This window comes from Paraburkholderia sp. SIMBA_027, from assembly GCF_046535315.1.
Classification (GTDB): Bacteria; Pseudomonadota; Gammaproteobacteria; order Burkholderiales; family Burkholderiaceae; genus Paraburkholderia; species Paraburkholderia tropica.
In genome coordinates, this window is record NZ_JAWRWY010000014.1 from 11,566 (window position 1) to 34,903 (window position 23,338).

Annotated in this window: 24 protein-coding genes; 11 read left to right on the top strand and 13 right to left on the bottom strand. The window is 65.1% G+C overall.

Features of this window, described 5'->3' with window-relative positions; translation table 11 throughout:
- Nucleotides 1–10 precede the first annotated feature (10 nt).
- The 4 genes from SB764_RS25340 to SB764_RS25355 are packed head-to-tail and all read left to right on the top strand — an operon-like array spanning nt 11 to nt 4,728.
- On the top strand, nt 11–1,087 hold the full coding sequence (locus SB764_RS25340; protein WP_065059637.1) for a sugar ABC transporter substrate-binding protein: 1,077 nt from the start codon (nt 11–13) through the stop codon (nt 1,085–1,087).
- A complete protein-coding gene (locus SB764_RS25345) occupies nt 1,084–2,727 on the top strand; it encodes a sugar ABC transporter ATP-binding protein (RefSeq protein ID WP_321892469.1) in 1,644 nt (547 codons plus the stop codon). The genes SB764_RS25340 and SB764_RS25345 overlap by 4 nt, the downstream gene beginning before the upstream one ends.
- Nucleotides 2,724–3,776 (top strand): ABC transporter permease, encoded by a 1,053-nt coding sequence (locus tag SB764_RS25350; protein WP_080180765.1) that lies wholly within the window; start codon nt 2,724–2,726, stop codon nt 3,774–3,776. Before SB764_RS25345 ends, SB764_RS25350 begins: the two co-directional genes overlap by 4 nt.
- Nucleotides 3,769–4,728, top strand: coding sequence for an ABC transporter permease (locus SB764_RS25355; RefSeq protein ID WP_321855607.1), 960 nt, complete (start codon nt 3,769–3,771; stop codon nt 4,726–4,728). The genes SB764_RS25350 and SB764_RS25355 overlap by 8 nt, the downstream gene beginning before the upstream one ends.
- Nucleotides 4,729–4,743: 15 nt before the next feature.
- Here the strand turns inward: SB764_RS25355 and SB764_RS25360 are convergent, their stop codons facing one another.
- The gene (locus SB764_RS25360; RefSeq protein WP_321904978.1) at nt 4,744–5,331 is read right to left on the bottom strand and encodes an isochorismatase family cysteine hydrolase; all 588 of its coding nucleotides are present in this window, start codon (nt 5,329–5,331) and stop codon (nt 4,744–4,746) included.
- A 94-nt stretch (nt 5,332–5,425) separates the two neighbouring features.
- On the bottom strand, nt 5,426–6,508 hold the full coding sequence (locus tag SB764_RS25365) for a tartrate dehydrogenase (protein ID WP_065059640.1): 1,083 nt from the start codon (nt 6,506–6,508) through the stop codon (nt 5,426–5,428).
- A 303-nt stretch (nt 6,509–6,811) separates the two neighbouring features.
- Between SB764_RS25365 and SB764_RS25370 the strand changes: the two genes are divergently transcribed.
- Nucleotides 6,812–8,191, top strand: a complete 1,380-nt coding sequence (locus SB764_RS25370) for an aspartate aminotransferase family protein (protein ID WP_074985213.1) — start codon at nt 6,812–6,814, stop codon at nt 8,189–8,191.
- Between the two features lie 200 nt (nt 8,192–8,391).
- Here SB764_RS25370 and SB764_RS25375 read toward each other — a convergent pair whose 3' ends face one another.
- From SB764_RS25375 to SB764_RS25425, 11 genes are all read right to left on the bottom strand, one after another.
- A complete protein-coding gene (locus SB764_RS25375; protein WP_410865396.1) occupies nt 8,392–8,796 on the bottom strand; it encodes a helix-turn-helix domain-containing protein in 405 nt (134 codons plus the stop codon).
- Nucleotides 8,797–8,818: 22 nt separating this feature from the next.
- Nucleotides 8,819–10,000, bottom strand: coding sequence for an NAD(P)/FAD-dependent oxidoreductase (locus tag SB764_RS25380; protein WP_410865398.1), 1,182 nt, complete (start codon nt 9,998–10,000; stop codon nt 8,819–8,821).
- Entirely contained in the window at nt 9,997–11,373 is a 1,377-nt protein-coding gene (locus SB764_RS25385; RefSeq protein WP_065059644.1) for an NAD(P)/FAD-dependent oxidoreductase, read from the bottom strand. Before SB764_RS25385 ends, SB764_RS25380 begins: the two co-directional genes overlap by 4 nt.
- Nucleotides 11,352–11,663 (bottom strand): (2Fe-2S)-binding protein, encoded by a 312-nt coding sequence (locus tag SB764_RS25390; RefSeq protein WP_065059645.1) that lies wholly within the window; start codon nt 11,661–11,663, stop codon nt 11,352–11,354. The genes SB764_RS25385 and SB764_RS25390 overlap by 22 nt, the downstream gene beginning before the upstream one ends.
- Nucleotides 11,660–12,436: an amino acid ABC transporter ATP-binding protein gene (locus SB764_RS25395; RefSeq protein ID WP_336751249.1), complete on the bottom strand. Its 777-nt coding sequence runs from the start codon at nt 12,434–12,436 to the stop codon at nt 11,660–11,662. Before SB764_RS25395 ends, SB764_RS25390 begins: the two co-directional genes overlap by 4 nt.
- A 7-nt stretch (nt 12,437–12,443) precedes the next feature.
- Complete coding sequence (locus SB764_RS25400; RefSeq protein WP_065059647.1) at nt 12,444–13,103, bottom strand: amino acid ABC transporter permease; 660 nt, start codon at nt 13,101–13,103, stop codon at nt 12,444–12,446.
- A gap of 136 nt (nt 13,104–13,239) precedes the next feature.
- The gene (locus SB764_RS25405; protein ID WP_065059648.1) at nt 13,240–14,001 is read right to left on the bottom strand and encodes an ABC transporter substrate-binding protein; all 762 of its coding nucleotides are present in this window, start codon (nt 13,999–14,001) and stop codon (nt 13,240–13,242) included.
- Between the two features lie 71 nt (nt 14,002–14,072).
- A complete protein-coding gene (locus SB764_RS25410; protein WP_065059649.1) occupies nt 14,073–15,350 on the bottom strand; it encodes an NAD(P)/FAD-dependent oxidoreductase in 1,278 nt (425 codons plus the stop codon).
- Nucleotides 15,351–15,414: 64 nt separating this feature from the next.
- Nucleotides 15,415–16,083: a haloacid dehalogenase type II gene (locus tag SB764_RS25415; RefSeq protein WP_065059832.1), complete on the bottom strand. Its 669-nt coding sequence runs from the start codon at nt 16,081–16,083 to the stop codon at nt 15,415–15,417.
- A gap of 246 nt (nt 16,084–16,329) precedes the next feature.
- Nucleotides 16,330–17,823 (bottom strand): aldehyde dehydrogenase family protein, encoded by a 1,494-nt coding sequence (locus SB764_RS25420; RefSeq protein WP_410865401.1) that lies wholly within the window; start codon nt 17,821–17,823, stop codon nt 16,330–16,332.
- Between the two features lie 486 nt (nt 17,824–18,309).
- Nucleotides 18,310–18,921 carry a helix-turn-helix domain-containing protein gene (locus SB764_RS25425; protein WP_065059651.1) on the bottom strand — a complete coding sequence of 204 codons (612 nt, stop codon included), beginning with the start codon at nt 18,919–18,921 and terminating at the stop codon, nt 18,310–18,312.
- Here SB764_RS25425 and SB764_RS25430 point away from each other — a divergent pair.
- The 6 genes from SB764_RS25430 (at nt 18,920) to SB764_RS25455 (ending at nt 23,326) form a co-directional block, all read left to right on the top strand.
- The gene (locus SB764_RS25430) at nt 18,920–19,072 is read left to right on the top strand and encodes a hypothetical protein (RefSeq protein ID WP_156773727.1); all 153 of its coding nucleotides are present in this window, start codon (nt 18,920–18,922) and stop codon (nt 19,070–19,072) included. The two genes, SB764_RS25425 and SB764_RS25430, sit on opposite strands and share 2 nt — an antisense overlap.
- A gap of 140 nt (nt 19,073–19,212) precedes the next feature.
- On the top strand, nt 19,213–20,118 hold the full coding sequence (locus tag SB764_RS25435; protein ID WP_410865404.1) for a GNAT family N-acetyltransferase: 906 nt from the start codon (nt 19,213–19,215) through the stop codon (nt 20,116–20,118).
- 140 nt (nt 20,119–20,258) lie between these two features.
- Nucleotides 20,259–21,251 (top strand): M14 family metallopeptidase, encoded by a 993-nt coding sequence (locus SB764_RS25440; RefSeq protein ID WP_065059833.1) that lies wholly within the window; start codon nt 20,259–20,261, stop codon nt 21,249–21,251.
- Nucleotides 21,248–21,592 (top strand): cupin domain-containing protein, encoded by a 345-nt coding sequence (locus SB764_RS25445; RefSeq protein ID WP_410865406.1) that lies wholly within the window; start codon nt 21,248–21,250, stop codon nt 21,590–21,592. The genes SB764_RS25440 and SB764_RS25445 overlap by 4 nt, the downstream gene beginning before the upstream one ends.
- A 133-nt stretch (nt 21,593–21,725) precedes the next feature.
- Entirely contained in the window at nt 21,726–22,796 is a 1,071-nt protein-coding gene (locus SB764_RS25450) for a catalase family peroxidase (RefSeq protein WP_176081108.1), read from the top strand.
- A complete protein-coding gene (locus tag SB764_RS25455) occupies nt 22,793–23,326 on the top strand; it encodes a cytochrome b (RefSeq protein ID WP_410865408.1) in 534 nt (177 codons plus the stop codon). The genes SB764_RS25450 and SB764_RS25455 overlap by 4 nt, the downstream gene beginning before the upstream one ends.
- The last annotated feature ends 12 nt before the right edge of the window (nt 23,327–23,338 follow it).

Below are 23,338 nucleotides of genomic sequence, written 5' to 3' on the forward strand. Positions count from 1 at the left end.
CGACGACGACATGAACCGCGAGACAACCCGCCCCTTCGCCCTCAAACGCGCCGCCACGGCGATCGCCCTCGCGCTCGGCGCGTTCACGGCGCTGGCCGCTTCAAGCCCCGCCGCGCACGCTCAAGGCGACGCGCTCGCCAGCCCGCAGTCCAATCCGCAAGCCAGCGCCGATGTACCCTCGCTCAAAGGCAAGCGCATCGGCATCACGGCGGCCGGCACCGACCACTACTGGGATCTGAAGGCCTATCAGGGCGCGATCGACGAAGTGAAGCGCCTCGGCGGCACGCCCATCGCGCTCGACGCGGGCCGCAACGACAATCGCCAGATCGCGCAGATTCAAACGCTGATCGCGCAAAAGCCCGACGCCATCGTCGAGCAGCTCGGCACCGCTTCGGTGCTGGAGCCGTGGTTGCAGAAAATCCGCCAGGCGGGCATCCCGCTGTTCACGATCGACACGGCCTCGCCGTCGAGCATCAACGACACCACCTCGGACAACTTCTTCATCGGCGAACAACTGGCGCTCAAGCTCGTCAACGATATTCACGGCGAGGGCAATATCCTCGTGTTCAACGGCTTTTACGGCGTGCCCGTGTGCGCGATCCGTTACGACCAGTTGAAGGCCGTGCTCAAGTATTACCCGAAGGTGCACATCATTCAGCCCGAACTGCGCGACGTGATTCCGAACACCGTGCAAAGCGCCTATGCGCAGGTCAGCCAGTTGCTCGCCAAGTATCCGAAGGGGCAGATTGCGGCGATCTGGTCGGCGTGGGACGTGCCGCAGGTCGGCGCGACGCAGGCGGTCGACGCGGCGCATCGCAACGAGATCCGCACCTATGCGGTCGATGGCAGCCCGGACGTCGTCACGCTCGTGAAGGACCCGAAATCGAGCGCCGCCGCCGTGGTCGCGCAGCAACCCGCGCTGATCGGCAAGACCGCCGTGGACAACGTCGCGCGCTATCTGGCCGGTCAGCGCGATCTGCCGCCGTACACCTACGTGCCGTCGATTCTCGCGACCAAGGAGAACGCCGGCGAGGTGCAGAAGGCGCTCGGTCAGGCCGCGCAAACCGGCCAGCTCGCCGCGAAATGAGCACGCCACGCGACGACGCGCGCGGCGAGCCGCCCACGCCGCAAGCGCACGAAACGCCGGCAGCACCCGCGCTCGAACTGCGCGGGCTCGTCAAGCAGTACGGCGGCGTGCAGGCGCTGCGCGGCGCGTCGTTGAGCGCGGCGCGCGGCACCGTGCACGGTCTGATCGGCCAGAACGGCGCGGGCAAATCCACGCTCATCAAGATACTCGCGGGGCTGGAGCGCGCGGATGCGGGCGAGATTCGCGTCGATGGCGTGAAGCGCGACGGCGGCGCGCCTGGCGAGATCGCGTTCATTCATCAGGAGCGGCTGCTGTCGCCGACCTTCACCGTGGCCGAAGCGCTGGCGCTCGGCGACGAACCGCGCGTGCCCGGCTTGCGGCGCCTGCGCGCCTTGCGCTCGCTGCTGCCGCTCGATCTGCGCCGCATGCGCCGGCGCGCGAGCGAGGCGCTCGCCGAACATTTCGACATCGCGCTGCCGCCCGACCGGCTGATCGGCGAACTGAGCGTGGCCGAACAGCAGATCGTGCAGATCACGCGCGCGCTCATGCGTGCGCCGCGCATTCTCGTTTTCGACGAACCGACTGCGGCGCTCGTGAGCCGCGAAGTCGAGCGCCTGCTGCAGATCATCGACCGGCTGCGCGCGCGCGGCCTGACGATTCTGTACGTCTCGCACTATCTGAACGAAATCGCCTCGCTGTGCGACCGCGTGACCGTCCTGCGCGACGGCATCGACGTGGCGCAGGTCGACGCGCGCACGACGCCCGTTGAAACGCTGGTCGAAGCGATGATCGGCACGCCGCCCGCCGCCCGCGCGCGCCGCGTCTCGAACGCGCGGACCAACGCCCACGACACGCAGAACACGCACGATGCGGTGCTCGAAGCCCGCGATCTGCACGCGCCGGGGCGCTTCGGTCCGCTGTCGTTCGCGCTGCGGCGCGGCGAAGTGCTGGGCGTGACCGGGCTGGTGGGATCGGGCGGCAAGCCGCTGGTGCGCAGCCTGTTCGGGCTGGAGCGCGGCGTACTCGGCGAACTGCGCCTGAACGGCAAGCGCGTGCGCCTGCGCCGCCCCGCCGACGCCGTGCGGCGCGGCATCGCCTTCGTGCCCGAGGACCGCCGCCGCCAGGGCGTCGCGACCGCGCTGCCCGTGCGCGAAAACCTGTCGCTGGCGAGCCTCGCGCGCTTCAGCCGCTTCGGCCTCGTCGATACGCGCCGCGAAACCGCGGCCGCGCGCGCGCTGATCGACACGCTCGGCGTGCGCACGCCCGGCCCGCACGCGCCCGTGCGCCATCTCTCGGGCGGCAACCAGCAGAAGGTCGCGCTCGGCAAATGGCTGGGCCGCGCGCAGGCCGGAGGCGGCATCTACATCCTCGATGAACCGACCGTGGGCGTCGACGTGGGCGCGAAAGCGGACATCTATCGGCTCATCGACGAACTCGTGGCGCAAGGCGCGTCGGTGCTGATCTTTTCGAGCGATCTGCACGAACTGCTCGACGTGACCGACCGCGTGCTCGTGCTGGCACGCGGCGCGATCGTGCAGGACGTGGACTCGCAGACGGCCAGCACACAGGATCTGCTCGCGTGGGCCACGCTCGCGCGCCGCCGCGCCGGGGCCGCGCCAACTCAGGAGAACGCCGCATGAATGGCAAGGTGATCGAGCGCCTCGACGCGCTGGGCGACAAGCCCGACGCAACGCGCGATATCGACGCGACGCGCCAGCCGGCCGGCGCGCAATTCTGGCTGCGCGGCGGCGCGGTGCTCGCGTTCGCGGTGGTATTCGCGGTATTCGCGCTGACGTCGCCGCTCTTTCTCACGGTGGCGAATCTCGCCAATATCGTGCAGCAATCGGCGGTGGTCGGCGTGCTCGGGCTGGGGCTGACGGCCGTGCTGATCGGCGGCGGCGCGGATCCGATCAAGGGCGGCCTCGACCTCTCCATCGCCGCGAACATGGGCCTGTGCGCCGCCGTTTACGCGGTGACGCTGCGCGCCGGCGCGACCAGCGCCGAAGCCGTGGGCCTCACGCTCGCGGCGGGCGTGGCAGTCGGCGCGCTCAACGCCTGCGCCGTGCTCGGCTTGCGCATCCTGCCGCTGCTGGCCACGCTCACGACGATGAACCTCTGCGCGGGCCTCGAACTCGTGCTCACACAGAATACGTCGGTGCCCGCGTCCTCGCCGCTGCTCGGCTGGTTGATCGACGAAGGCGCGTTCGGCATCCCGCATATGGCGACGGCGCTGATCGCGGTCGCCGCGCTGTTCACGCTGCTGGTCCACTACACGCCGTTCGGGCTGCGTCTGCGCGCGAGCGGCGAGCACGCGCAGGCCGCGCGCGCGGCGGGCCTGAACGTGCGCGGCTACGTGGCCGCGAGCTATCTGCTCGGCGGATTCGCGGCGGGACTCGCCGCGCTCGCCTCGTCGGCGTTGCTGAGCGGCAGCTCGCCGGGCGCGGGCGAAAATCTGCTGGCGGTGGTGGCGTCGGCACTGCTCGGCGTGGTGTTTTCGCGCCGCATGGTCCCGACCATGCCCGGCACGCTGCTGGCCGTGCTGTTCATCGGCGTGGTCAGCAACGGCTTTCAACTCGACAACGTTTCCAGCTATTGGGTCAACGGCGTGGAAGGCGCGCTGATCCTGTTCGTGGTCGCGACCACGGCGCTGCTGCGTCGTCGTCATCTCGGAACCCATGCTCATGACTGACTGGTTCGCGCGCGTTCAGCGCTTTTCGCTGCCGGGCGCGCTGGTCGCCGTCAGCGTGTTCTTCGCGGTGTGCTCGCCGGGCTTCGCGCGTACGGCCAATCTCGCCGACGTGCTGCTCAACAACTTCGCGTTGCTGGCGATTGCGTCGCTCGGCATGACGCTCGCGCTCTCGATCGGCGCGGTCGATCTCTCGCTCGGCACCGCTGTCGATGTCGGGAGCCTCGTGTTCGTGCTGCTCACCGCGCATCACGTGGGCGTGCCGCTGGCCGCGTTCGCGGGACTCGGCGCGGCCTTACTGGTGGGCGCGTTCAACGGCGTGCTGGTGGCGGGACTCGGCATCGCGCCGTTTCTGGCGACGCTCGGCACGCTGTTTATCGGCCAGACCTTGCAGCAACTCGCCACCGATGGCGGCCAACCCGTTTATCTGCTCGGCATGAGCCTCCCGCCGCTGTTCAGCGCGCTCGCGCACGGCAGCTTCGCGGGCGTGCCGCTGCCCTTGTGGATCGTGGCGGCGCTTGCGCTGGTCGTGCATGTGGCGCTAGCGCATTCGGTGTTCGGTCGCTACAGCGCCGCGCTCGGCTCGCAGCCGGGCGTCGCGCGCTATTCGGGCTTGCCGGTCGCGGCCGTGGTGGTCGCCACCTTCGTGGCGGGCGCGCTGATCTATGGCGTGGTCGGCCTGCTGCTGGCGTCGATGGTGAAAGCCTATGTGCCGCAAGCGGGCAACGGTTATCTGCTCAACGCGATCGGCGCGACCTTTATCGGCACGACGCTGTCGCGCACGCGACGCCCCAATGTGCCTGGTACGCTGCTGGGCGTGTTGCTGCTGAGTCTCGTCGCGAACGGATTGCTGCTGATCGGCTGGAACTTCTATTGGCAGCAGGTGGCCACGGGCGTGCTGATTTTCGCGGTGCTGGCGCTGAGTTTCGCCTCGCGACGCGCGGAATTCGCGTGAGGTGGTGCGCTTCGCTTACGCGAGCAGGCGCAGCGCCTCGTCGAGTGACAGCACCGTGCTGCGGGTTTCAAACGCGGTGGCGAACAGATGCTCGTGCACGACCTCATCCGGGTCGTAGCAACAGTCCTTGACGGTATAAAGGCGGAAATCCGCGTCGCTCGCGTGAGACAGCGACGAGAGCACGACGCCCGTCGACGCAATGCCCACCATGATCAGCGTATCCACGCCTTGCGCCGTGAGTTGCGCTTGCAAACCGGTGCCGGTGAATATGCTGGCGCGATGCGCGGCGATCAGCGCTTCGTCGGGCTGTTGAGCCAGTTCCGGCGCGGTTCGGTCGTCGATAAACAATCCCAGACTTTTAATGCCCTGCCCGTTCTTGTTCAACGGACTGACTTCCGGATAACCGGCGCTGAACCGCAGATTGGCGAACACCACGCGCACGCCTTTCGCTCGCGCGGCATCGCATAACGTGCGCGTATTCGCGAGCAAACCCGGCGCAACCGCTGGAAACAGCCCGAGAATATCGGTTTGATAGTGCATGACGAGCAACGCGGCGCGTGCGGGCTCGAAAGCGGTAAACGCTGAATGCGCGTGAGCGGTCATGACGTCTCCACGGGAAAGCGGACCGCCACACGGTAACGCGGCGGTCCGATCCCGGCAAGTGTCATGCTCGCGCGCACACGCGCATCATGCGGGCTTATTGCAACGCAGCAACCACCGCCGCGCCCACGTCCGCCGTCTTCGACGTGCCGCCCATATCGGGCGTGCGCGGACCTTCCACGAGCACCTTTTCGATCGCCTGCATGATCGCGTCGTGCGCCGCCTTGAACTGCGCGTCGCCGTTGCCGAGGAATTCGAGCATCATCGCGCCCGACCAGATCATCGCGACCGGATTCGCAATCTGCTTGCCGAAAATATCGGGCGCGGAACCGTGAACCGGTTCGAACAGCGACGGAAATTTGCGCTCCGGATTCAGATTCGCCGATGCCGCGAGGCCGATCGTGCCCGTGCACGCAGGACCGAGGTCGGAAAGAATATCGCCGAACAGATTGGAGGCCACCACCACGTCGAAACGATCGGGCTGCAAAACGAAGCGCGCGCACAGAATGTCGATGTGCTGCTTGTCCCATTGCACTTGCGGATACTGCTGCGCCATCTCGGCGACGCGTTCGTCCCAATACGGCATGCTGATCGAAATGCCATTCGACTTCGTGGCCGCCGTGAGTTTCTTGCGGCCGCGCTGATTCGCGAGTTCGAATGCGTATTTGAGAATGCGATCCACGCCCTGGCGCGTGAACACCGATTCCTGCAGTACGAATTCGCGCTCGGTGCCTTCGAACATCTTGCCGCCCACCGAGCTGTATTCGCCTTCGGTGTTTTCGCGCACGACGAAAAAGTCGATATCGCCGGGCTTGCGGTTGGCGAGCGGACACGGCACGCCCGGCAGCAGACGCACGGGACGCAGATTCACATACTGGTCGAATTCGCGGCGGAATTTGAGCAGCGAACCCCACAGCGAAATATGGTCGGGCACCTTCTCGGGCCAACCCACCGCGCCGAAGTAAATCGCATCGAAACCCTTGAGCGTGGCGAACCAGTCGTCGGGCATCATCTTGCCGTGCTGCAGGTAGTAATCGCAGCTCGCCCAGTCGAAATGCGTGAATTCGATCGAGAGGCCGAATTGCTTCGCGGCGGCTTCCACCACGCGCACGCCCTCGGGCATCACTTCCTGACCAATGCCGTCGCCGGCAATGGCCGCGATCCTGTAAGTCTTGCTCATTGTTTCGGTTACCTGTTCGTGTGTGAAGAGACCATGGGGCAGGAATGGCGATGATCCATCCTGCCGCGCCGCCAAACCGCATCGAATATCGCCGCATTGTAGACGCGATTTGGCGAACCGCGAAGCGCTCCGGCACACGCGGCGCGGCGTTCGAACGCCCCAGCAGAAAATGCTGAAAAGCCCGCAAAAAGAGTATGCCGCTGCTGTTTGCGTGATTTTTTCCCTGCACGCCAATGCACGCGCGGCGCTACCATCGTGCGATCCACTTTGTCACTCACCGTCAATCAACGGGACCGTCACGTCATGTCCAATTCGCCGCTGATCGAAGCCGATCGCAAGCATCTGATTCACCCTGTCATCAACTATCGCGCGCATGAAGCGCGAGGGACGACCGTGCTCGAATCCGGTCACGGCGCGTATCTGCGCGATATCGACGGCAATGAATTGCTCGACGCGTTTTCGGGCCTCTGGTGCGTAAACGTCGGTTACGGTCAGCAGAGCATCGTCGAAGCCGCCACGCGCCAGATGACGCGCCTGCCTTACGCGACCACGTATTTCCATTTCTCGTCGGAACCGGCCATCGAACTGGCGCAGAAACTCGTCGAACTGACGCCGGCTTCTCTGCAACACGTGTATTTCACGCTCGGCGGCTCCGATGCGGTCGATTCGGCAATTCGTTTTATCACGCATTATTTCAACGCCACGGGCCGCCCGGGCAAGAAGCAGATGATCGCGCTCGAACGCGGTTATCACGGCTCGTCGTCGGTGGGCGCGGGCCTCACGGCGCTGCCGGCCTTTCATCGCCATTTCGATCTGCCGCTGCCGAACCAGCACCATCTGCCCTCGCCGTATGCGTATCGCCGCGAAGACGGTGCCGACGACGCCGCGCTGATCGCGGCCTCCGTCGCGTCGCTCGAAGCGAAAGTCGCGCAGCTCGGCGCGGAGCATGTGGCCGCGTTTTTCTGCGAGCCGATTCAAGGTTCGGGCGGCGTGATCGTGCCGCCGCGCGGCTGGCTCAAGGCGATGCGCGACGCGTGCCGCCGTCTCGACATTCTGTTCGTGGCCGACGAAGTCATCACGGGTTTCGGCCGCACCGGCCCGCTATTTGCCTGCGAAGCCGAAGATGTCGAGCCCGATCTGATGACGGTCGCGAAAGGTCTCACCTCGGGTTATGCGCCGATGGGCGCGGTGCTCATGTCCGACGCCGTGTATCAAGGCATCGCGGGCGACAAGAACGATACGGCGATCGTGGGCCACGGCCAGACCTACTCCGCGCATCCGGTGAGCGCCGCGATCGGTCTCGAAGTCTTGCGCCTCTATCACGAAGGCGGTCTGCTCGCGAATGCGCAGGCATTGGCGCCGCGTTTCGCCGCCGGTCTCGACGGCCTGCTCGATCATCCGCTCGTAGGCGATTCGCGTCATCGCGGCCTGCTTGGCGCACTCGAGCTCGTCGCGAACAAAACTACGCGCGCGCGTTTCGATGCCTCATTGAAGCTCTCGGATCGCATCGCGGCTTCGGCTTATCGCAATCGCCTCGTGTTCCGCGCTTTCGGCGACAACATTCTCGGTTTCGCGCCCGCACTCTGTTATGGCGAAGCGGAATTCGAGCAATTGTTCACGCGCCTGAAACGCACGCTCGATGACGTGCTCGAAGACCGCGAGGTACGCGCCGCATTGTCGTAAAGGGATTGCTGAATTGCGCGCGCTTTCTGAAAAGAGGCGCGCGCAAGCATCGCTTAAGTTCCGGCTGCGAGATTCGCCTTGAGTCTCGCGGCTTTTTCATTGCGAGCACGGATCAAGACGCGCCAAGCGCGCCGTGCGTAAAGAACGGCGCGCCGCCAGATGCGAAGTTGAATTCGGAAGCGTGGTGATATGAGGCGTTTTCAGCCGTTGGGCCCGAACGGCGCGCCTGCATTGAGCCATTCGACCGGCGTGCAGCCCAACACACGCTTGAAATGACGGCACAAATGGCTTTGATCGAAGAAGCCCACTTCCGCCGCCACGAGCGAGGGGGATACGCCACGACGCAGCAAACGTTGCGCGTGACGCACGCGCACGATGCGCACATATTGTTGCGGCGACACACCCATTTCGTCGCTAAAACGCGCCGCGAAACGCGACACGCTCAGTCCCGCGATTTCCGCGAGTTCAGTCAGGCTGATCGGCTCGGCAAAACACGACTCGATGAAATCGAGCGCGCGTTGTATGGCGCGCGTCGTTTCCGTGGTGCGGGTTTCGCCGCTGCGCAGTGAAGTCGGCGCGGTCTGCAAAGTCGGAGCAATCAACATGGCATGCCTGCGAATCTTTGAATCAGGTTGCCGGAACCGATTGTTGCGCGGACTGCGAACTACCCGCGGGCGGCTGAAAAGCGGCAAAGCGACGAATGTCGAACGGCTCGATCGGCGTCGAGGTGCCGCCCGTGTCGATCAGTTCGGCCATCGTATCGCCCACGCCCGGTCCGAGTTGAAAACCGTGCCCGCAGAATCCGAATGCGTAGAACAAGCCGCTCGTCGTCCCGCTTGCACCCATGATCGGCCGATCGTCGGGCATATAGCCCTCAACACCACTCCAGACGCGAATGATATTGAGCCGTCTGAGCGCGGGCGCGACGCGCTGCGCCTGGCGAAATTGCAGCAAGGTGCTGTGCGGCAGCACTTTCGCACGGCGCGCGTCGAGAAACGCGGGCCCACGTGCGCAGCCGCCAATCACGATATTGCCGCGCGCGACCTGGCGGAAATACACGACCTCCGCGATCTGCGGCGACGACACGCCGACTGCCGGCGCGATGCTATACGGCACCGGTTCGGTCACGGCCATTTGCGGACCGTGCACGGCAATCGGCACCGGCTCGCCGAATTGCTCGCTCAAGGTGCTGCCCCATGCGCCCGCCGTAATCAGCAGAACGGGCGCATGAAACGTGCGGCCGTCGGCGCTGGTGGCGCGAAACTCATTGCCTTCTTTTTCGACCGAGACAATATCGGTGTTTTCAAAGATTTGCGCACCGAGTTTCGCGGCGGCGCGTCCGAACGCAGGCGCGGCGAGACGCGGATTCGCATGCCCGTCGATGGGCGCATACGAACCGGCCAGCACTTCAGGACCGATAAACGGAAAGCGCTTGCGCAAGGCATCGCCGTGCAGCATTTCCAGATCGAGGTTGTAATGCTTCGCATCGCGTGCGTAGGTCTCGAACATGTCGGCCTGCTCGGAGCGATAGCACACGCGCAAATGGCCCGACATCAGAAACTCGGCATCGTGACCGATCAATTCCGGCATGCGCAGCCAGATTTCCCGCGAGCGGTTCGCCAGCGGCAATTGCGCCAGCAAACGCCCTTGACGGCGCACGTTGCCGAAATTGGTGCCGCTCGCCTGCTGGCCGATCAGCTGGCGTTCGAGCAGAATCACCGACTTGCCACGGCGACGCAGAAAAAACGCGGTGGCGGCACCCATGAAGCCGCCACCCACGATCAATACATCGGCTTGCGCGCGCTTCACTCCGTCTCCTCCACAGTCGCGATGGCCAGCGGCTTCACGGGCGCCTGCCCGCGCAAACGTCCGACTTGCTCGAGCGGCACGCGCGCGGCGTCCGCGATAATTTCCGCCGCCGCGTGGCCGCAATAGCGCCCCTGGCAACGGCCCATGCCGACACGGCTCAGCGCCTTCGCGCGATTCGCTTCCTGCGCGCCCTCGTCGTGGATCACGCGGCGCAATTCACCCGCCGTGATGCCTTCGCAGCGGCACACCATGGTTTCGTCGGGCAGCTTCGCGGCCTGTTGCGCGGGCCATTCGAACGCCTGCGCCAGCCCTTCGCGGAAGCGGTCCATGCGGCGCTGCTCGCGTTTGAGCGCATCGAGCACGGCCGCTTGCGCGCCGCGGCCCAGATCGATCAGCGCGGCATGCGCGGCGAGACGCCCCGCGTTCTCCGCACCATCCGCGCCGAGCACACGCACGCCGTCGCCCGCGAGATACACGCCCGGCACGCTGCTGCGGCCGAGTTCGTCGATTTGCGGGAGCCATTGGCGCGTCAGCGTATCGAAGCGGAACGCGCAGCGCGCAAGATCGGCGAGTTGCGTTTCGGGACGCAAGTGATAGCCCATGCCGATGGCGTCGCAATCGATCTGTTCGATCTTGCCGCTCGCGGTGCGAAAGCGCACGGCGCTCACACCCTCGTCCGGCGTGCCGACGATTTCGACCGGCTCGATGCCGTTGTACATTTGCACGCCCGCGCGCTTGAGCGCACCCACGAGCGCACTGCCTTTGCGCAAGACATCGAAACGCGCGAGCAGCTTCGGCAACGCACGCAGACGCGCGCCCGCCGCCGACGTGTCGAGCACGGCGGCGACTTTCGCACCCGCCTGCACATATTGACTTGCGACCAGATACAGCAGCGGCCCGGTGCCCATGAACACCACGCGCCGCCCGATCGAACAGGCCTGCGATTTCAGCGCGATCTGCGCCGCGCCGAGGCTATAGGTACCCGCGAATTGCCAGCCCTTCACGGGAATCAAACGATCGGTTGCGCCGGGACACAGAATCAGCGCATCGTAATCGAGCGCGCTCGCGTGACCGTCGCGCACGATATGCAGTTTTTTGTCCCAGATATTCCACGCGAGCGTTTGCGGCCGATAATCGATCTGCGCGCGCAAGCGCGTGAACGTCTCGTGCAGATCCTGCGCACGCAGCGCTTCGGTGCCGTAGAGCTTCGCATAGGGGCGCGTAAAACCATCGGGCTGACGCCGATAGATCTGGCCGCCGTCGCGGCGGCCTTCGTCGATCAGCGTCGGGCGCAGCCCCGCGGCCAGCAGTGTTTGCGCGCAACGCACGCCCGCCGGCCCCGCGCCAACGATCACAATGCGAGGTTCGCCCATTGCGCCTCCGGTTGAGTGGTCACGAGGCGCATGCCCGCTTCGACCACGGTCGTGCAGGCACGCAGGCGTTCGCCCGTATCGGTCCAGACCCAGCAGTCCTGGCACGCGCCCATCAGGCAATAGCCCGCGCGCTTTTCCTCGCCGAATTCCGACTGGCGCACATAGCGCACGCTGCACAGCATGGCCGTGAGCAACGTATCGCCTTCGAGCGCCTCAACGCTGTGTCCGTCGATCACGATCGACACGTTGGCGCGTGCGGTTTCGCCGAGCCGCACGAATCGTCCGTTCATGCCGCCGCTCCCGTCGCGCCTTCGGGCGCGCTTTGCGTTTCGCTGCGATTGCCCAGCACGTGACGCAGGAATTCGCGCGTGCGGGCTTCGCGCGGCGCGCACAACACCTGCTGAGCGCTGCCCTGTTCGATGATGTGGCCGCCGTGCAGGAAGCACACGCGGTCCGCGACTTCGCGCGCGAAACCCATTTCGTGCGTGACCACCAGCATCGTCATGCCTTCCTTCGCGAGCGTGCGCATGACGCTGAGCACTTCGCCGACGAGTTCGGGATCGAGCGCGGAGGTAGGTTCATCGAACAGAATCGCTTTCGGCTTCATCGCGAGCGAACGCGCAATCGCCACGCGCTGCTGCTGACCGCCCGAAAGCTGATGCGGATAGTAATGAAGCTTGTGGCCGAGCCCGACCTTGTTGAGCAATTCCTCGGCGTCGCGCTTGGCCGAATGCAGCGGTTCCTTCTTCACATGCACGGGCCCTTCCATCACGTTTTCGAGCGCGGTGCGATGCGGAAACAGATTGAATCGCTGAAACACCATGCCCACTTGCGTGCGCAGATGATTGATATGACGCGAGCGCTGTTCGACACGCTGATCGAGCAGTTTGATTTCGCCCGCGTCGTACGATTCGAGCGCGTTAATGCAGCGCAGCAGCGTCGATTTGCCGGAGCCGGACGCGCCGATCAGACACACCACTTCGCCCTGTTCGATCTTCAGCGAAATGCCGTTGAGCACGGGCGTGGCGCCAAAGCTCTTGTGGACATCGGTAATTTCGATCATCGCAACCTCACTTCTTCGCCTTGTGCTTGCCGAAACGGCGCTCGAGATGCCGCGTCATGCTCATGAGCGGCAGGCTCATCAGCAGATAGCCGATCGCCACGAGCGTATAGACGGTGATGTTCTGGAACGTCGATGCCGCGATCAACTGACCTTGGCGCGTCATTTCCGCCACCGTGATGGTGGACGCGAGCGACGAGTCCTTGAGCATCATCACCAGCGTATTGCTGTACGGCGGCAGCGCGACCTTCACCGCTTGCGGCAGGATCACGCGCACCATCGTTTTCACGCGGCCCATGCCAAGCGATTGCGCCGCTTCATACTGGCCCGGATCGACGGCCTCGATACCCGAGCGGATGATTTCCGCCACGTAGGTCGAATAACCGAAACTCAAGCCGATAATGCTCGCCTGCAATGCCGACACTTCAATATGAAAGTCCGGCAAGACGAAATAAATATAGAACAGCAGGACAATCATCGGCAGGCCGCGCACCACGTTGATCATCGCGCTCACGGCCGTCACCACCGCCGGATAACGCGACATCTTGAGCAGCGCCCACACGAGGCCGAGCGCAGTGCTCAGCAGCAGGCAGCCAACCGTGATGATGATGCTCATCACCGCGCCTTGCAGCAGGATCGGGACAAAATCGACTATGTCGTGCCAACGCATGGTGTGCCTTATGCTTTCATTCGCGAACGGGGGAATGCCCGCGAGTCATACGCCGCGCCGCAAAGGCGGGCCGGGCCGGAACGCGGCGCGGAGCAAACCGTCTCGCCGCTCCGCATTCCGGTCGTTCAGTGGCGGATCAGCTCGCCAGGTGCCACTTCTTCAGGATCTTGTCGAGCGTGCCGTCGGCCTTCATCTTCGTGAGTGCGTCGTTCACTTTCGCCAGCAGCGCCGTGTTGCCCTTCTTCACGCCCACGGCGATGTCGAACTTCTCCATCGGCACGTAATCGTCGTCCACGCGCGTACCGGCCATCGCGCCCGCGGATTCCTGCGCCTTGAGAATCGGGTAGTCGTTGAAGCCCGCCACGATGCGGCCGATCGCAACGTCGCGCGTCATGTCGGCCGGGCTGTCGTACATCTTCACTTCCTTGAAGATGCCGAGCTTGACGAGCTGGTCGCCGTAGTCAGTGCCCGTGGGCGCGCCGACCGACATGCCCTTCATGTCCTGCACCGACTTGTAGTTGGTCTTGTTCGTCGACTTCACGATAATGCCTTCGCCGAACGCCGTCACCGGCTGCGAGAAGTCCACCACTTCGGCGCGCTTGGGCGTGGGCGTCATGCCCGCGACGATGATGTCGATCTTGCCCGAGACCACGGAGGGAATCAGCGCGGAGAAGGGCACGGCCTGATACGACACGTCGAAGCCCTCGCGCTTGCCGATTTCGCGCACGACGTCGGGCATGATGCCTTCGATCTTCTGCGTCTTGACGTCGAGGAAGGTGGTCGGCGCGCTCGACGGCGGCGAGCCCGCGGTCAGCGTCGGGGTATCGGCATGGGCAGCGCCGCACAACAGCGAGAACGCGACGGAAGCGGCGGCGAATGCAAGGGTGGTACGCGACATGGTCTGGTTTCCTTGTGGAGAGTCTTGACTATTTGCGCTGCGCCGTGAAAGGGTCGGCGCTCGGCATCGGCTCAATGAAGCACGTCCTGCAACCGGTAATACGCGCCGACGAGCGGCAGAAACCACGCGCGCCCGAAGTGTCCGGGAATCGCAGGCCATTCGAGCGCTCGCCACGGGTTGCGCGTGGCGGCACCGAACATCACGTCGGCCATCACGCGGCCCATGTGCACCGACATCTGCACACCATGGCCGCTGTAGCCCATCGAATAGAACAAACCTTCGTGCTCGCCCGCGCGCGGCAGCCGGTCGGCTGTCATGTCGACGAGACCGCCCCAGCAGTAATCGAGGCGCACGTCGGCGAGTTGCGGAAAATACTGAAGCATGCCGTCACGCAAAATGCGGCCGCTCTTTTCGTCCGAACGCGGATTCGACATCGCGAAGCGCGCGCGGCCGCCGAACAGCAAACGGTCGTCGTGCGTGGGACGAAAGTAATTGCCAATCTGGCGCGTCGTCACATACGAGCGGCGCGTGGGCAGCAGCGCATCGAGACGCGCCTTGCCGAGCGGCTCCGTGACGACGATGAAACTGCCCACGGGCGCGATGCGGCGGCGGAACCATTGCAACGGGCCGCTTTGCGACGCCCCCGTGGCGAGCAACACGCGATCGGCGCGCAGCGTCCCGCGCTCGCACTGCACTTCGTAGGCGTGGCCGCCGAGCGGCTTGAGGCCGACCATCGGCGTTTCTTCGAAGATCTGCGCGCCGTGACGCGCCGCCGCTTCGGCCAGACCGACACCGAACTTGCCCATATGCAGCTGCATGCCGTTGTGCTGCACGAGGCCGCCATAGAAACCGTCCGATGCGATTTCGTCGCGAATACGTTCGCGCGAAATCAGCTCGACATCTTCATCGACATCGCGCTTCAACGCTTCGAAAGTCTTCGCCAGCGATGCGTAGTGATGCGGCTTCGCAGCGAGCTTGATCTTGCCGCTCTTGCGCAGATCGCAGGGAATCTGTTCTTCCTCGACGATCTGCGCGACCGACTTCACGGCTTCGGCATAGGCGCGATAGAACAGCGAGGCGCGCTCCGTGCCGAGCTTCGCCGAGAGCGCCGCATAATCCTGCGCGACGCCCGTATTGCAGTGCCCGCCGTTGCGGCCCGACGCCTGGCCTGCGATGCGCCCGGCTTCCAGCACGGTGACCGAGTAGCCGCGCTTCGCGAGCGCCAGCGCCGCCGACAGCCCGGTAAAACCGCCGCCGACCACGGCCACGTCCACGCGGCCGGCGAGCGGCCCCTGGGCGGGCTTCGTAAAGCGCGGCGCGGTATCGAGCCAGTACGAATCGAGCTTCATCGTGTTGCGTTCCTGATGACCGACGGTAAGTGCAAGTGGGCGAATGAACGGGCGGCCGAGACGCTTAGACGCCGAGGAGTTCGGCGAGCTGCGGCAGCTGCTTCACTTCGTTGACCTGGTAATACGGCGTGAGCGGCTCATGGTTGCGATTCACGAAAGCCTTGTGCTTGATACCCATGTCATAAGCCGTCATCAGGTCGTAACGGAAACTCGACGACACGTGCAGCACGTCTTCCGGATTGCAGTCGAGCTGGTCGAACATGTACTCGAACGCCTTGCGCAGCGGCTTGTACGCCTGCGCCTGCTGAGCGGTGCAGACCTTGTGGAACGGCGCGCCAAGCTTTTCCACGTTGCTGTGGATCTGCGAGTCGTCGGCGTTCGAGAGAATCACGAGCTTGTACTTCGTGGCGAGGCGCGACAGACCTTCCGGCACGTCCGGATGCGGGCCCCACGTGGGCACTGCCTCGTAGAACTTCAGCGCCGTGGCTTCGTCGAACGGCACGCCGGTGCGCTCGCAGGTGCGGCGAATCGAATTCACCACGACGTCGCGAAACGGCTTCCACGCGCCCATCACCTCGTCCAGACGATAACCGCGGAAGAACTCCACGAACTCGTTCATCCTGGCGGCATCGAGCTTGTCGCCGTAAAGCTGGCGCGCGGTCTCGGCCATCTGGAAGTTGGTCAGCGTGCCGTAGCAGTCGAAGGTGATGTACTTCGGCTCGAAATCGATCATGGTCTGCATCCTGTCGTCGTGGCGAACCTGTTTTCAGGCTCGAATCAAGTGAGAACGGCGCGCTGCGCATGCATGCCAATTAATCAGTCATGCTGACGAACTTGGCGCGGCCCGCGGTGTCGAAATTACCTGTGAAGCGTTGCGCGCAATCCGTGTTCACTGAAATGAACGCTGCGCGGATCGTGCATCTATACGGCGAAGCTGGAACCGAAGTTAAAGCGTGAGTTGAAGCGAATGCGGTAAAACTCAGGCTGTGTCGAAATCGATCAGCACGCTCTTGTGGCGCATGCTGGCTTCGAGCGCCTGGCGTCCGAGATCCTTGCCGATACCCGACTGCTTGAAGCCGCCGGTCGGAATGATCATGTCGCCGCTGCGGCCATAGCGATTGATCCAGACCGTGCCCGCCGCAATGCGCCGCATCGCCCGCATGGCCTGGCCGATATCGCTCGTATGCACGCCTGCCGCGAGACCGTAGGTCGGGTGCGCCGCGAGCGCGATGCCCTCCTCTTCGTCCTCGAAGGTTTGCACGGTGAGCACGGGGCCGAACAATTCTTCGCGCACGGCGGGCGTGTCGTCGGTGACGTTGGCGAGCAACGTCGGGCGATGAAACCAGCCGTCTTCGGTATCTTCGAAAAAGCCGCCGCCGCACAGCACTTCCGCGCCCTGCGCGCGGCTCTCGTCGATCAGCGTGGCAATGCGTTGCGCCTGTGCGGGGCTGATGATCGGCGAATAACGCGTCGCGCTCGACCACATCGCGCCCGGCGCGATGCCCGCGAGTTCGCGTTGCACGGCGTCGATCAGCGGTTCGGCAATGTGCTTATGAACGATCAGGCGCGTACCCGCCACGCAGGCCTGGCCGCCGTTCGCGGTAAAGCCGCGCGCCACGCAGCGCGCCGTGTGCGCGAGGTCCGGCACCTGCGCGAACACCAGTTGCGGGCTCTTGCCGCCCAGTTCGAGCGTGACCGGCTTGGTGCCGTGAAAAGCGGCTTCGCTCATGATCGCAGCGCCCGTGCGCGTCGATCCGGTGAAACTCACCTTCGAAATATCGGGGTGCCGCGTGATGGCCGAACCGGTGGTCGCGCCGCGTCCGTTCACGACATTGAAAATGCCCGGCGGCATGCCCGCTTCGATCGCCAGTTCGGCGAGGCGCAGCGTGGAAAACGGCGTCATTTCCGAGGCTTTCAGCACCACCGCATTGCCCGCCGCCAGTGCCGGACCGCATTTCCACGAACACATCGAGAGCGGAAAATTCCACGGCGTGATCGCGCCGATCACCCCATAGGGCTCCGAGGCGACGAAGCCGAGACTGCCTTGACGCGTCGCCGCAATGTCGCCGCCGAGTTTGTCCGCGAGTTCCGCGAAGAAGCGAATCGCTTCGGCCGTGAACGGCACATCCGACGCATACGCTTCCGCGACCGGCCGCGTGGAGCTGACTGCTTCGAGTTGCGCCAGCGCGACCACGTTTTCGTCGATCAGTTGCGCCCAGCGCGTCAGCACCCGGGCGCGTTCGCGCGGCGAGCGCGTGCCCCAGCCGCTCGTCTTCCATGCCTGCAGCGCATTCGATACCGCGTAATCGACGGTCTGTGCCGTGGCGTCCGGCACATAACCCAGCAGACGGCCGTCCGAAGGACGATGCACGGCGATCGACGTTTCATCGGTCTGATAGTACGCGCCGCCAATGAAATGGCCTTGCGGCAGCGTGATTGCGGACGGATCGAAATCCAGCGACGGAGTAGTCATGCTCTGCCTGTTCGAAAACCGGTTAGCCCGGCGATGGCGCGCTCGCGAGTCGTCACGTGCGCGGCTTCGCCGCTTCAGCAAGTGGTGGTTCGATGCCCTGGCGGCAAAATGAACAACCACGCGTTGAAATTCATTATAGTGAACAGAAGGGGCTTGGCTAGTGATCAAAAATAATTCTGCGAAAAGCATGCTCATGCGCTTTGCTTACGCGAGAAACGGGCCAGGGCGAACCCGTAGCGGCGAGTTGACACACGCGCGCTTCATTAATGGCGCGCAGGTGACACGCAGTCGGCACGCAGGCAATCGGCAGAAGAATGAAACAACAAGGCGTGCGCGTTCATCCGCGCGATACAGGCCAGTATCGCGCGGCATCAACAGGAATGAAAGCGTGGGGAGATCGCGCGTGAAGCGCGTTCAGAAAAAAGCGAGGAAGAACAACCGGGATGCGGCGCCGATACCGGCGAAAAGCGGCGCCGCCAGAGATACTTAAAGATGAATGACCGGCGGGCGCGTGTTCATGATCCACAACAGCCGCGCCGTCTTGCTGCTTTCATTGCGCACACTGTGCGGCACCGTGCTCTTGAACTGGAAACTGTCGCCCGCGCGCAGTTCGGCGCGCTGATCGCCCACGTTCAGGATCACCGTGCCCTCCATCACGAGGCCGCATTTTTCGCCGACGCCCACCAGCACTTCCTCCGACCCCGAGCCCGCCGGCAGCATGATGACCATCATCTGCAAATCGTGCTCGCCGTGCGGCGAAAGCAGCTCTTTCTGCATGCCGTTTTTGCCCACCTCGAACAGCGGGCGCTCCGCCGCTCGCCGCACGAAATCGCCCGTGAGCGGATCGGACGGCGCGTCGTCTTCTTCCAGCAGCGCGCTCAACGGCACGTCGAGCGCCTGACGCAGACGCTCCAGAATACGCACGGACGGATTGGCCTTGTTGCGCTCGACCTGGCTCACGGTGCCGACCGACACGCCCGCGCGCAGCGCGAGTTCATTGACGGACAGGCCGCGAGCATTGCGCAGCGCGCGCAGCCGCGCGCCGACATCGGCGTGGCTCGGCAACACCGCGATTTTCTTGCTGGACTGGGTTCGCATGAGTTTCCTGTTGAATTCGGTGCCGGACGCGCAAAACCGGTTCGTTCCCCAACGCCGGCGCACGATTTCGGTGCATGGCGACGGCGCGGCGCGCCCGCTGCGTGACATCGAGGCACGCACACTGCCACTCATTATATTGAAACTTTTCTGAATGCGATGAACAATAAAAAAGCCGCGCGCTGCCGCCGCTTGTGCTCGCTCAAGTCAGGAAGATCGTCCTATGAAGCCTGCGAGCCGCATGCGACAGTCGAATCTGAACATGCCGTCCACGTCGTTATCCAGGAGTCCGCTGTGTCCGAATCCGCCGTCAAGCCCGACCTTCACTATCGCCGTTTCAGCGCCGACGACATCGACGCCGCCCACGGTCTTTCCGTGGCCGTGCGCTGGCCGCATCGCCCCGAAGACTGGCGCTTCGCCGTCGAGGCGGGCGAAGGCTTCGTCGCCGTCGACAACGGCGTCGTGATCGGCACGGCGCTGTGCTGGAAGTTCGGCGCCGACCGCGCCACGCTCGGCATGGTGATCGTCTCGCCCGATCAGCAAGGACGCGGCATCGGCCGCAAGCTGATGGAACTCGTGCTCGAGGCGCTCGGCGAGCGCGTGACTTTCCTGCACGCCACGCCCGCCGGTCAGCCGCTCTACGAGAAGCTCGGCTTCGCCGCGTGCGGCGGCCTCACGCAACATCAGGGCACGGTCGAACAGGCGCCCGCCGTCGTGCTGCCGCAAGGCGAAACGCTGCGCGCCGTCACGCCCGCCGATCTGCCGACGCTCATCGATCTCGCCTCGCGCGGCTGCGGTCTCGACCGCAGCGCCACGCTGTCCGCCCTGCTCGCGGTCGCGCAAGGCGGCGTCGTGCTCGAACGCGACGGCATCATCACCGGCTTCGCGCTCGCGCGCCGCTTCGGCCGCGGCTACGCCATCGGCCCGGTGGTCGCCGCGACGGCGGGCGATAGCGGCGATCAAGACGATCACGCGCGCGCGAAAGCCCTCGTCTCGCACTGGCTCGCGCAACACGTCGGCGACTTCGTGCGCCTCGACGTGCCGGGCGGCGCGGGCATCGAAGCGTGGCTGCCGAGCGTCGGCCTCGTGCCGGTGGATTCGGTCGTCAAGATGGTGCGCAACGCGAGCGCCGAGCAGCACAGCGGCGAGCCCGACGCGGCCTGGCGCGCTTACGGCATCATCAATCAGGCGATGGGCTGACGTGCCATGACGGTGCGCATCCAGCCCGCCCCGTAGCGGACTGGATGCCGCCCGCATTCGCCAAGGAACCCGAATCAACCGGCCCCGACTCGACGCTTCTCCGTCGATCAACTTTCTCAGCCACGAGGTCCCGCATGAGCATGGACGCCTATCCGATCGAAGTCGCGTTTCCCGACATCGCCGCGCACGCCGAAGGCAACACCGGCATCGCCTACGTGCATACGTTCGACTCCGGCGCGCCCGGTCCGCATGTGATGGTGAACGCCCTCACGCACGGCAATGAAGTGTGCGGCGCGATCGTCGTCGATGCCTTGTTGCGCGCGCAACTTCGTCCGCGCCGCGGCCGTCTCACGCTGGCGTTCGCGAACGTCGATGCGTACGCGCGCTTCGATCCCGCGCAACCGGACAAGGCGCGTTTCGTCGATCAGGATTTCAACCGCGTCTGGACCGCCGCCACGCTCGACGATACGTCGCGCCGCTCGTCCGAACTCGATCGCGCGCGCGCCATGCGCCCCGTGATCGACAGCGTCGATCTGCTGCTCGATCTGCATTCGATGCACGAAAAAAGCGCGCCGCTGATCGTCGCCGGGCCGCTCGACAAGGGCATCGCGCTGTCCGCGCAACTCGGCGTGCCCGCCACCGTGATCTGCGACGAGGGCCATCCGGAAGGCCGACGCATGCGCGACTACGAAGGTTTCGGCGATCCTCAAAGCGCGAAGAACGCACTGCTGATCGAGTGCGGACAGCATTGGGAAAAGCGTGCCGTCGATGTCGCGCGCGACAGCACCGCGCGCTTTCTGCTGCACGCGGGCGTGATCGACGCGAGCGATCTGCCCGGCGGCTGGCTCCTGCCGCTGCCCGCGCAGATGACCGTCGTGCGCGTAACCGAACCCGTGGTCGCGAGCAGCATGGATTTCCGTTTCGCCGGTCCTTATACGGGCCTCGAAACTTTCGATACGGCGGGCACGGTGATTGGCTGGTCGAACGGCGAGCCCGTGCTCACGCCCTACGACGACTGCATGCTCGTCATGCCTTCGCTGCGTCAGTTGCGGCCCGGCGTAACCGTCGTGCGGCTCGGCCGCATCGAACAACGACTCGATCACACTTCACGTCAACAGGAATTCATTCAGTGAAAGTTCAGCAGATTCAGCAGGCCGCCCAGGTGGCGGGACTCGAAGACTGGGGTATGGCGGGCCTGCCCGGCACGCAGCCCGCGCGCGTCACGGGCCGCCAGGTGGTGATTCCCGGCGCGGAAGCCGTCGATACGGGCGTGTTCGAATGCTCGCCTGGCACCTACCGGCGTTCGGTGAAGGAAGCGGAGGTGATGCATTTCCTCTCCGGCTCGGGGAGCTTCACGCCCGATGGCGAAAAAGCGCTGCATTTCAAGGGCGGCGACACGATGTTCTTCGAAGCCAATACCGAAGGCCTTTGGGAAATCAACGAAACGCTGCGCAAGATTTACGTGATTTTCTGATGCTGCATCGCACCGCGCCAAATCTCCGGCGCGGCGGTGCGTGCTAAAAGGGATTCATCAGTCCGACATTTCACGCCCACGTTTTTTTGCCACCTGATAGATTGCACGAACGCTCAGCTAAGGAGACCGTGCAATGGCTGGCAACAACACCTCCCCACCTTCGAATTCGAATCACCTCGGCGCGCTGGCGCTGATCGGCGTCGTCGTGCTGGCGCTGGCCGCCGCATTCGCCTGGACCGCCGGCTGGCTGTCGCCGCATCGGCTCACGCCCGCCAAGCTGGTCGACCGGCTCGCCCCGCCCGGCGGCCCCGCGCTGGGCTTCCGGCGCAATCACGCGAAGGGCATCTGCTTCACGGGCCGCTTCGAGTCGAACGGCGCGGGCGCGCAACTGTCGAGCGCGCCGATGCTCGCCGCCGGCACGTTCGCCGCCACGGGCCGCTTCAATCTCGCGACCGCCGACCCGCATGCGCCCGACCCGAGCGTGCACGTGCGCGGTCTCGGCCTGCTCATCGGCTCGCCCGGCGGCAGCGAATGGCGCTCGGCCATGATCGACGCGCCGTTCTTCCCCGTCGCCACGCCGCAAGCGTTCTACGAACTGCTCGGCGCGGCGGGCAACAAGAGCGATCCGGACGCGATGAAGCACTTCATCGCCGCGCATCCCGAGTTCGCGCACTTCGGCGCGTGGGCGTCGACGACGCCGCTGACCGCGTCGTTCGCGCAGGACCGCTACAACAGCCTGAACAGTTTCATCTTCACGAACGCGGCGGGCGAGGCGCATGCCGTGCGCTGGTCCTTCGTGCCGGCGGCCGCGCCGCAACCGCTCTCCGCCGCCGACGCGGCACACCTCGCGCCCAACTTCCTCGAAACCGATATCGTCCAGCGTGTGCAGTCCGCGCCGCAACGCTGGACGCTGCGCATCACGGTCGCGAATCCCGGCGACCCGACCGCCGATCCGAGCCAGGCGTGGCCGGACGACCGGCGCACCGTCGACGCGGGCACGCTCATCGTCACGGCCATCGAGCCGGAAGCGGACGGCCCGTGCCGCAACCTCAACTTCGACCCGACGGTACTGCCCGCCGGCATGCACGTCTCGGACGATCCGTTCCCGGCCGCGCGCTCCGCCGCCTATTCGGTATCGTTCAACCGCCGCACCGCCGAAGACAAGGACTACCCGCGCGGCAACGCGCAAGGAGTCGCGCCATGAACGCCGTCCACCCCCGCTTCAGTCCCGCGCAGCGCGTCCTGCACTGGCTCATGGCGATCTGCATTCTCGCGATGCTGTTTATCGGCGTGGGCATGGTGTCGACGGTGCGCCCCGACTACCTCAGGCTCGTCTCCATCCACAAGCCGCTCGGCATCGCGATTCTGGTGCTCGCGCTGATCCGCCTCGTGCTGCGGTTCGTGCGCGGCGCGCCGCCGCTGCCCGCGGCCATGCCGGAACCGATGAAGCTCGTCGCCCGCCTCTCGCACGTCGTGCTGTACGCGCTGATGATCGCGCTGCCGCTGATCGGTTGGGGCATGCTCTCGGCGGCGGATTATCCGGTGATGGTGCTGGGCGTGCGCCTGCCCGCGTTCCTGCCGCACAGCAACGCGCTGCATTCGGCGCTCTGGAACGCGCATCGCTTTCTCGCGCTGTGCTTTTTCGCGCTGATCCTGCTGCATCTCGCGGCGGCACTCCTGCATGCACTGGTGCGCCGCGACGGCGTGTTCGAGTCGATGGCGTCGTGGCGCTGAGCATCCGCCAGC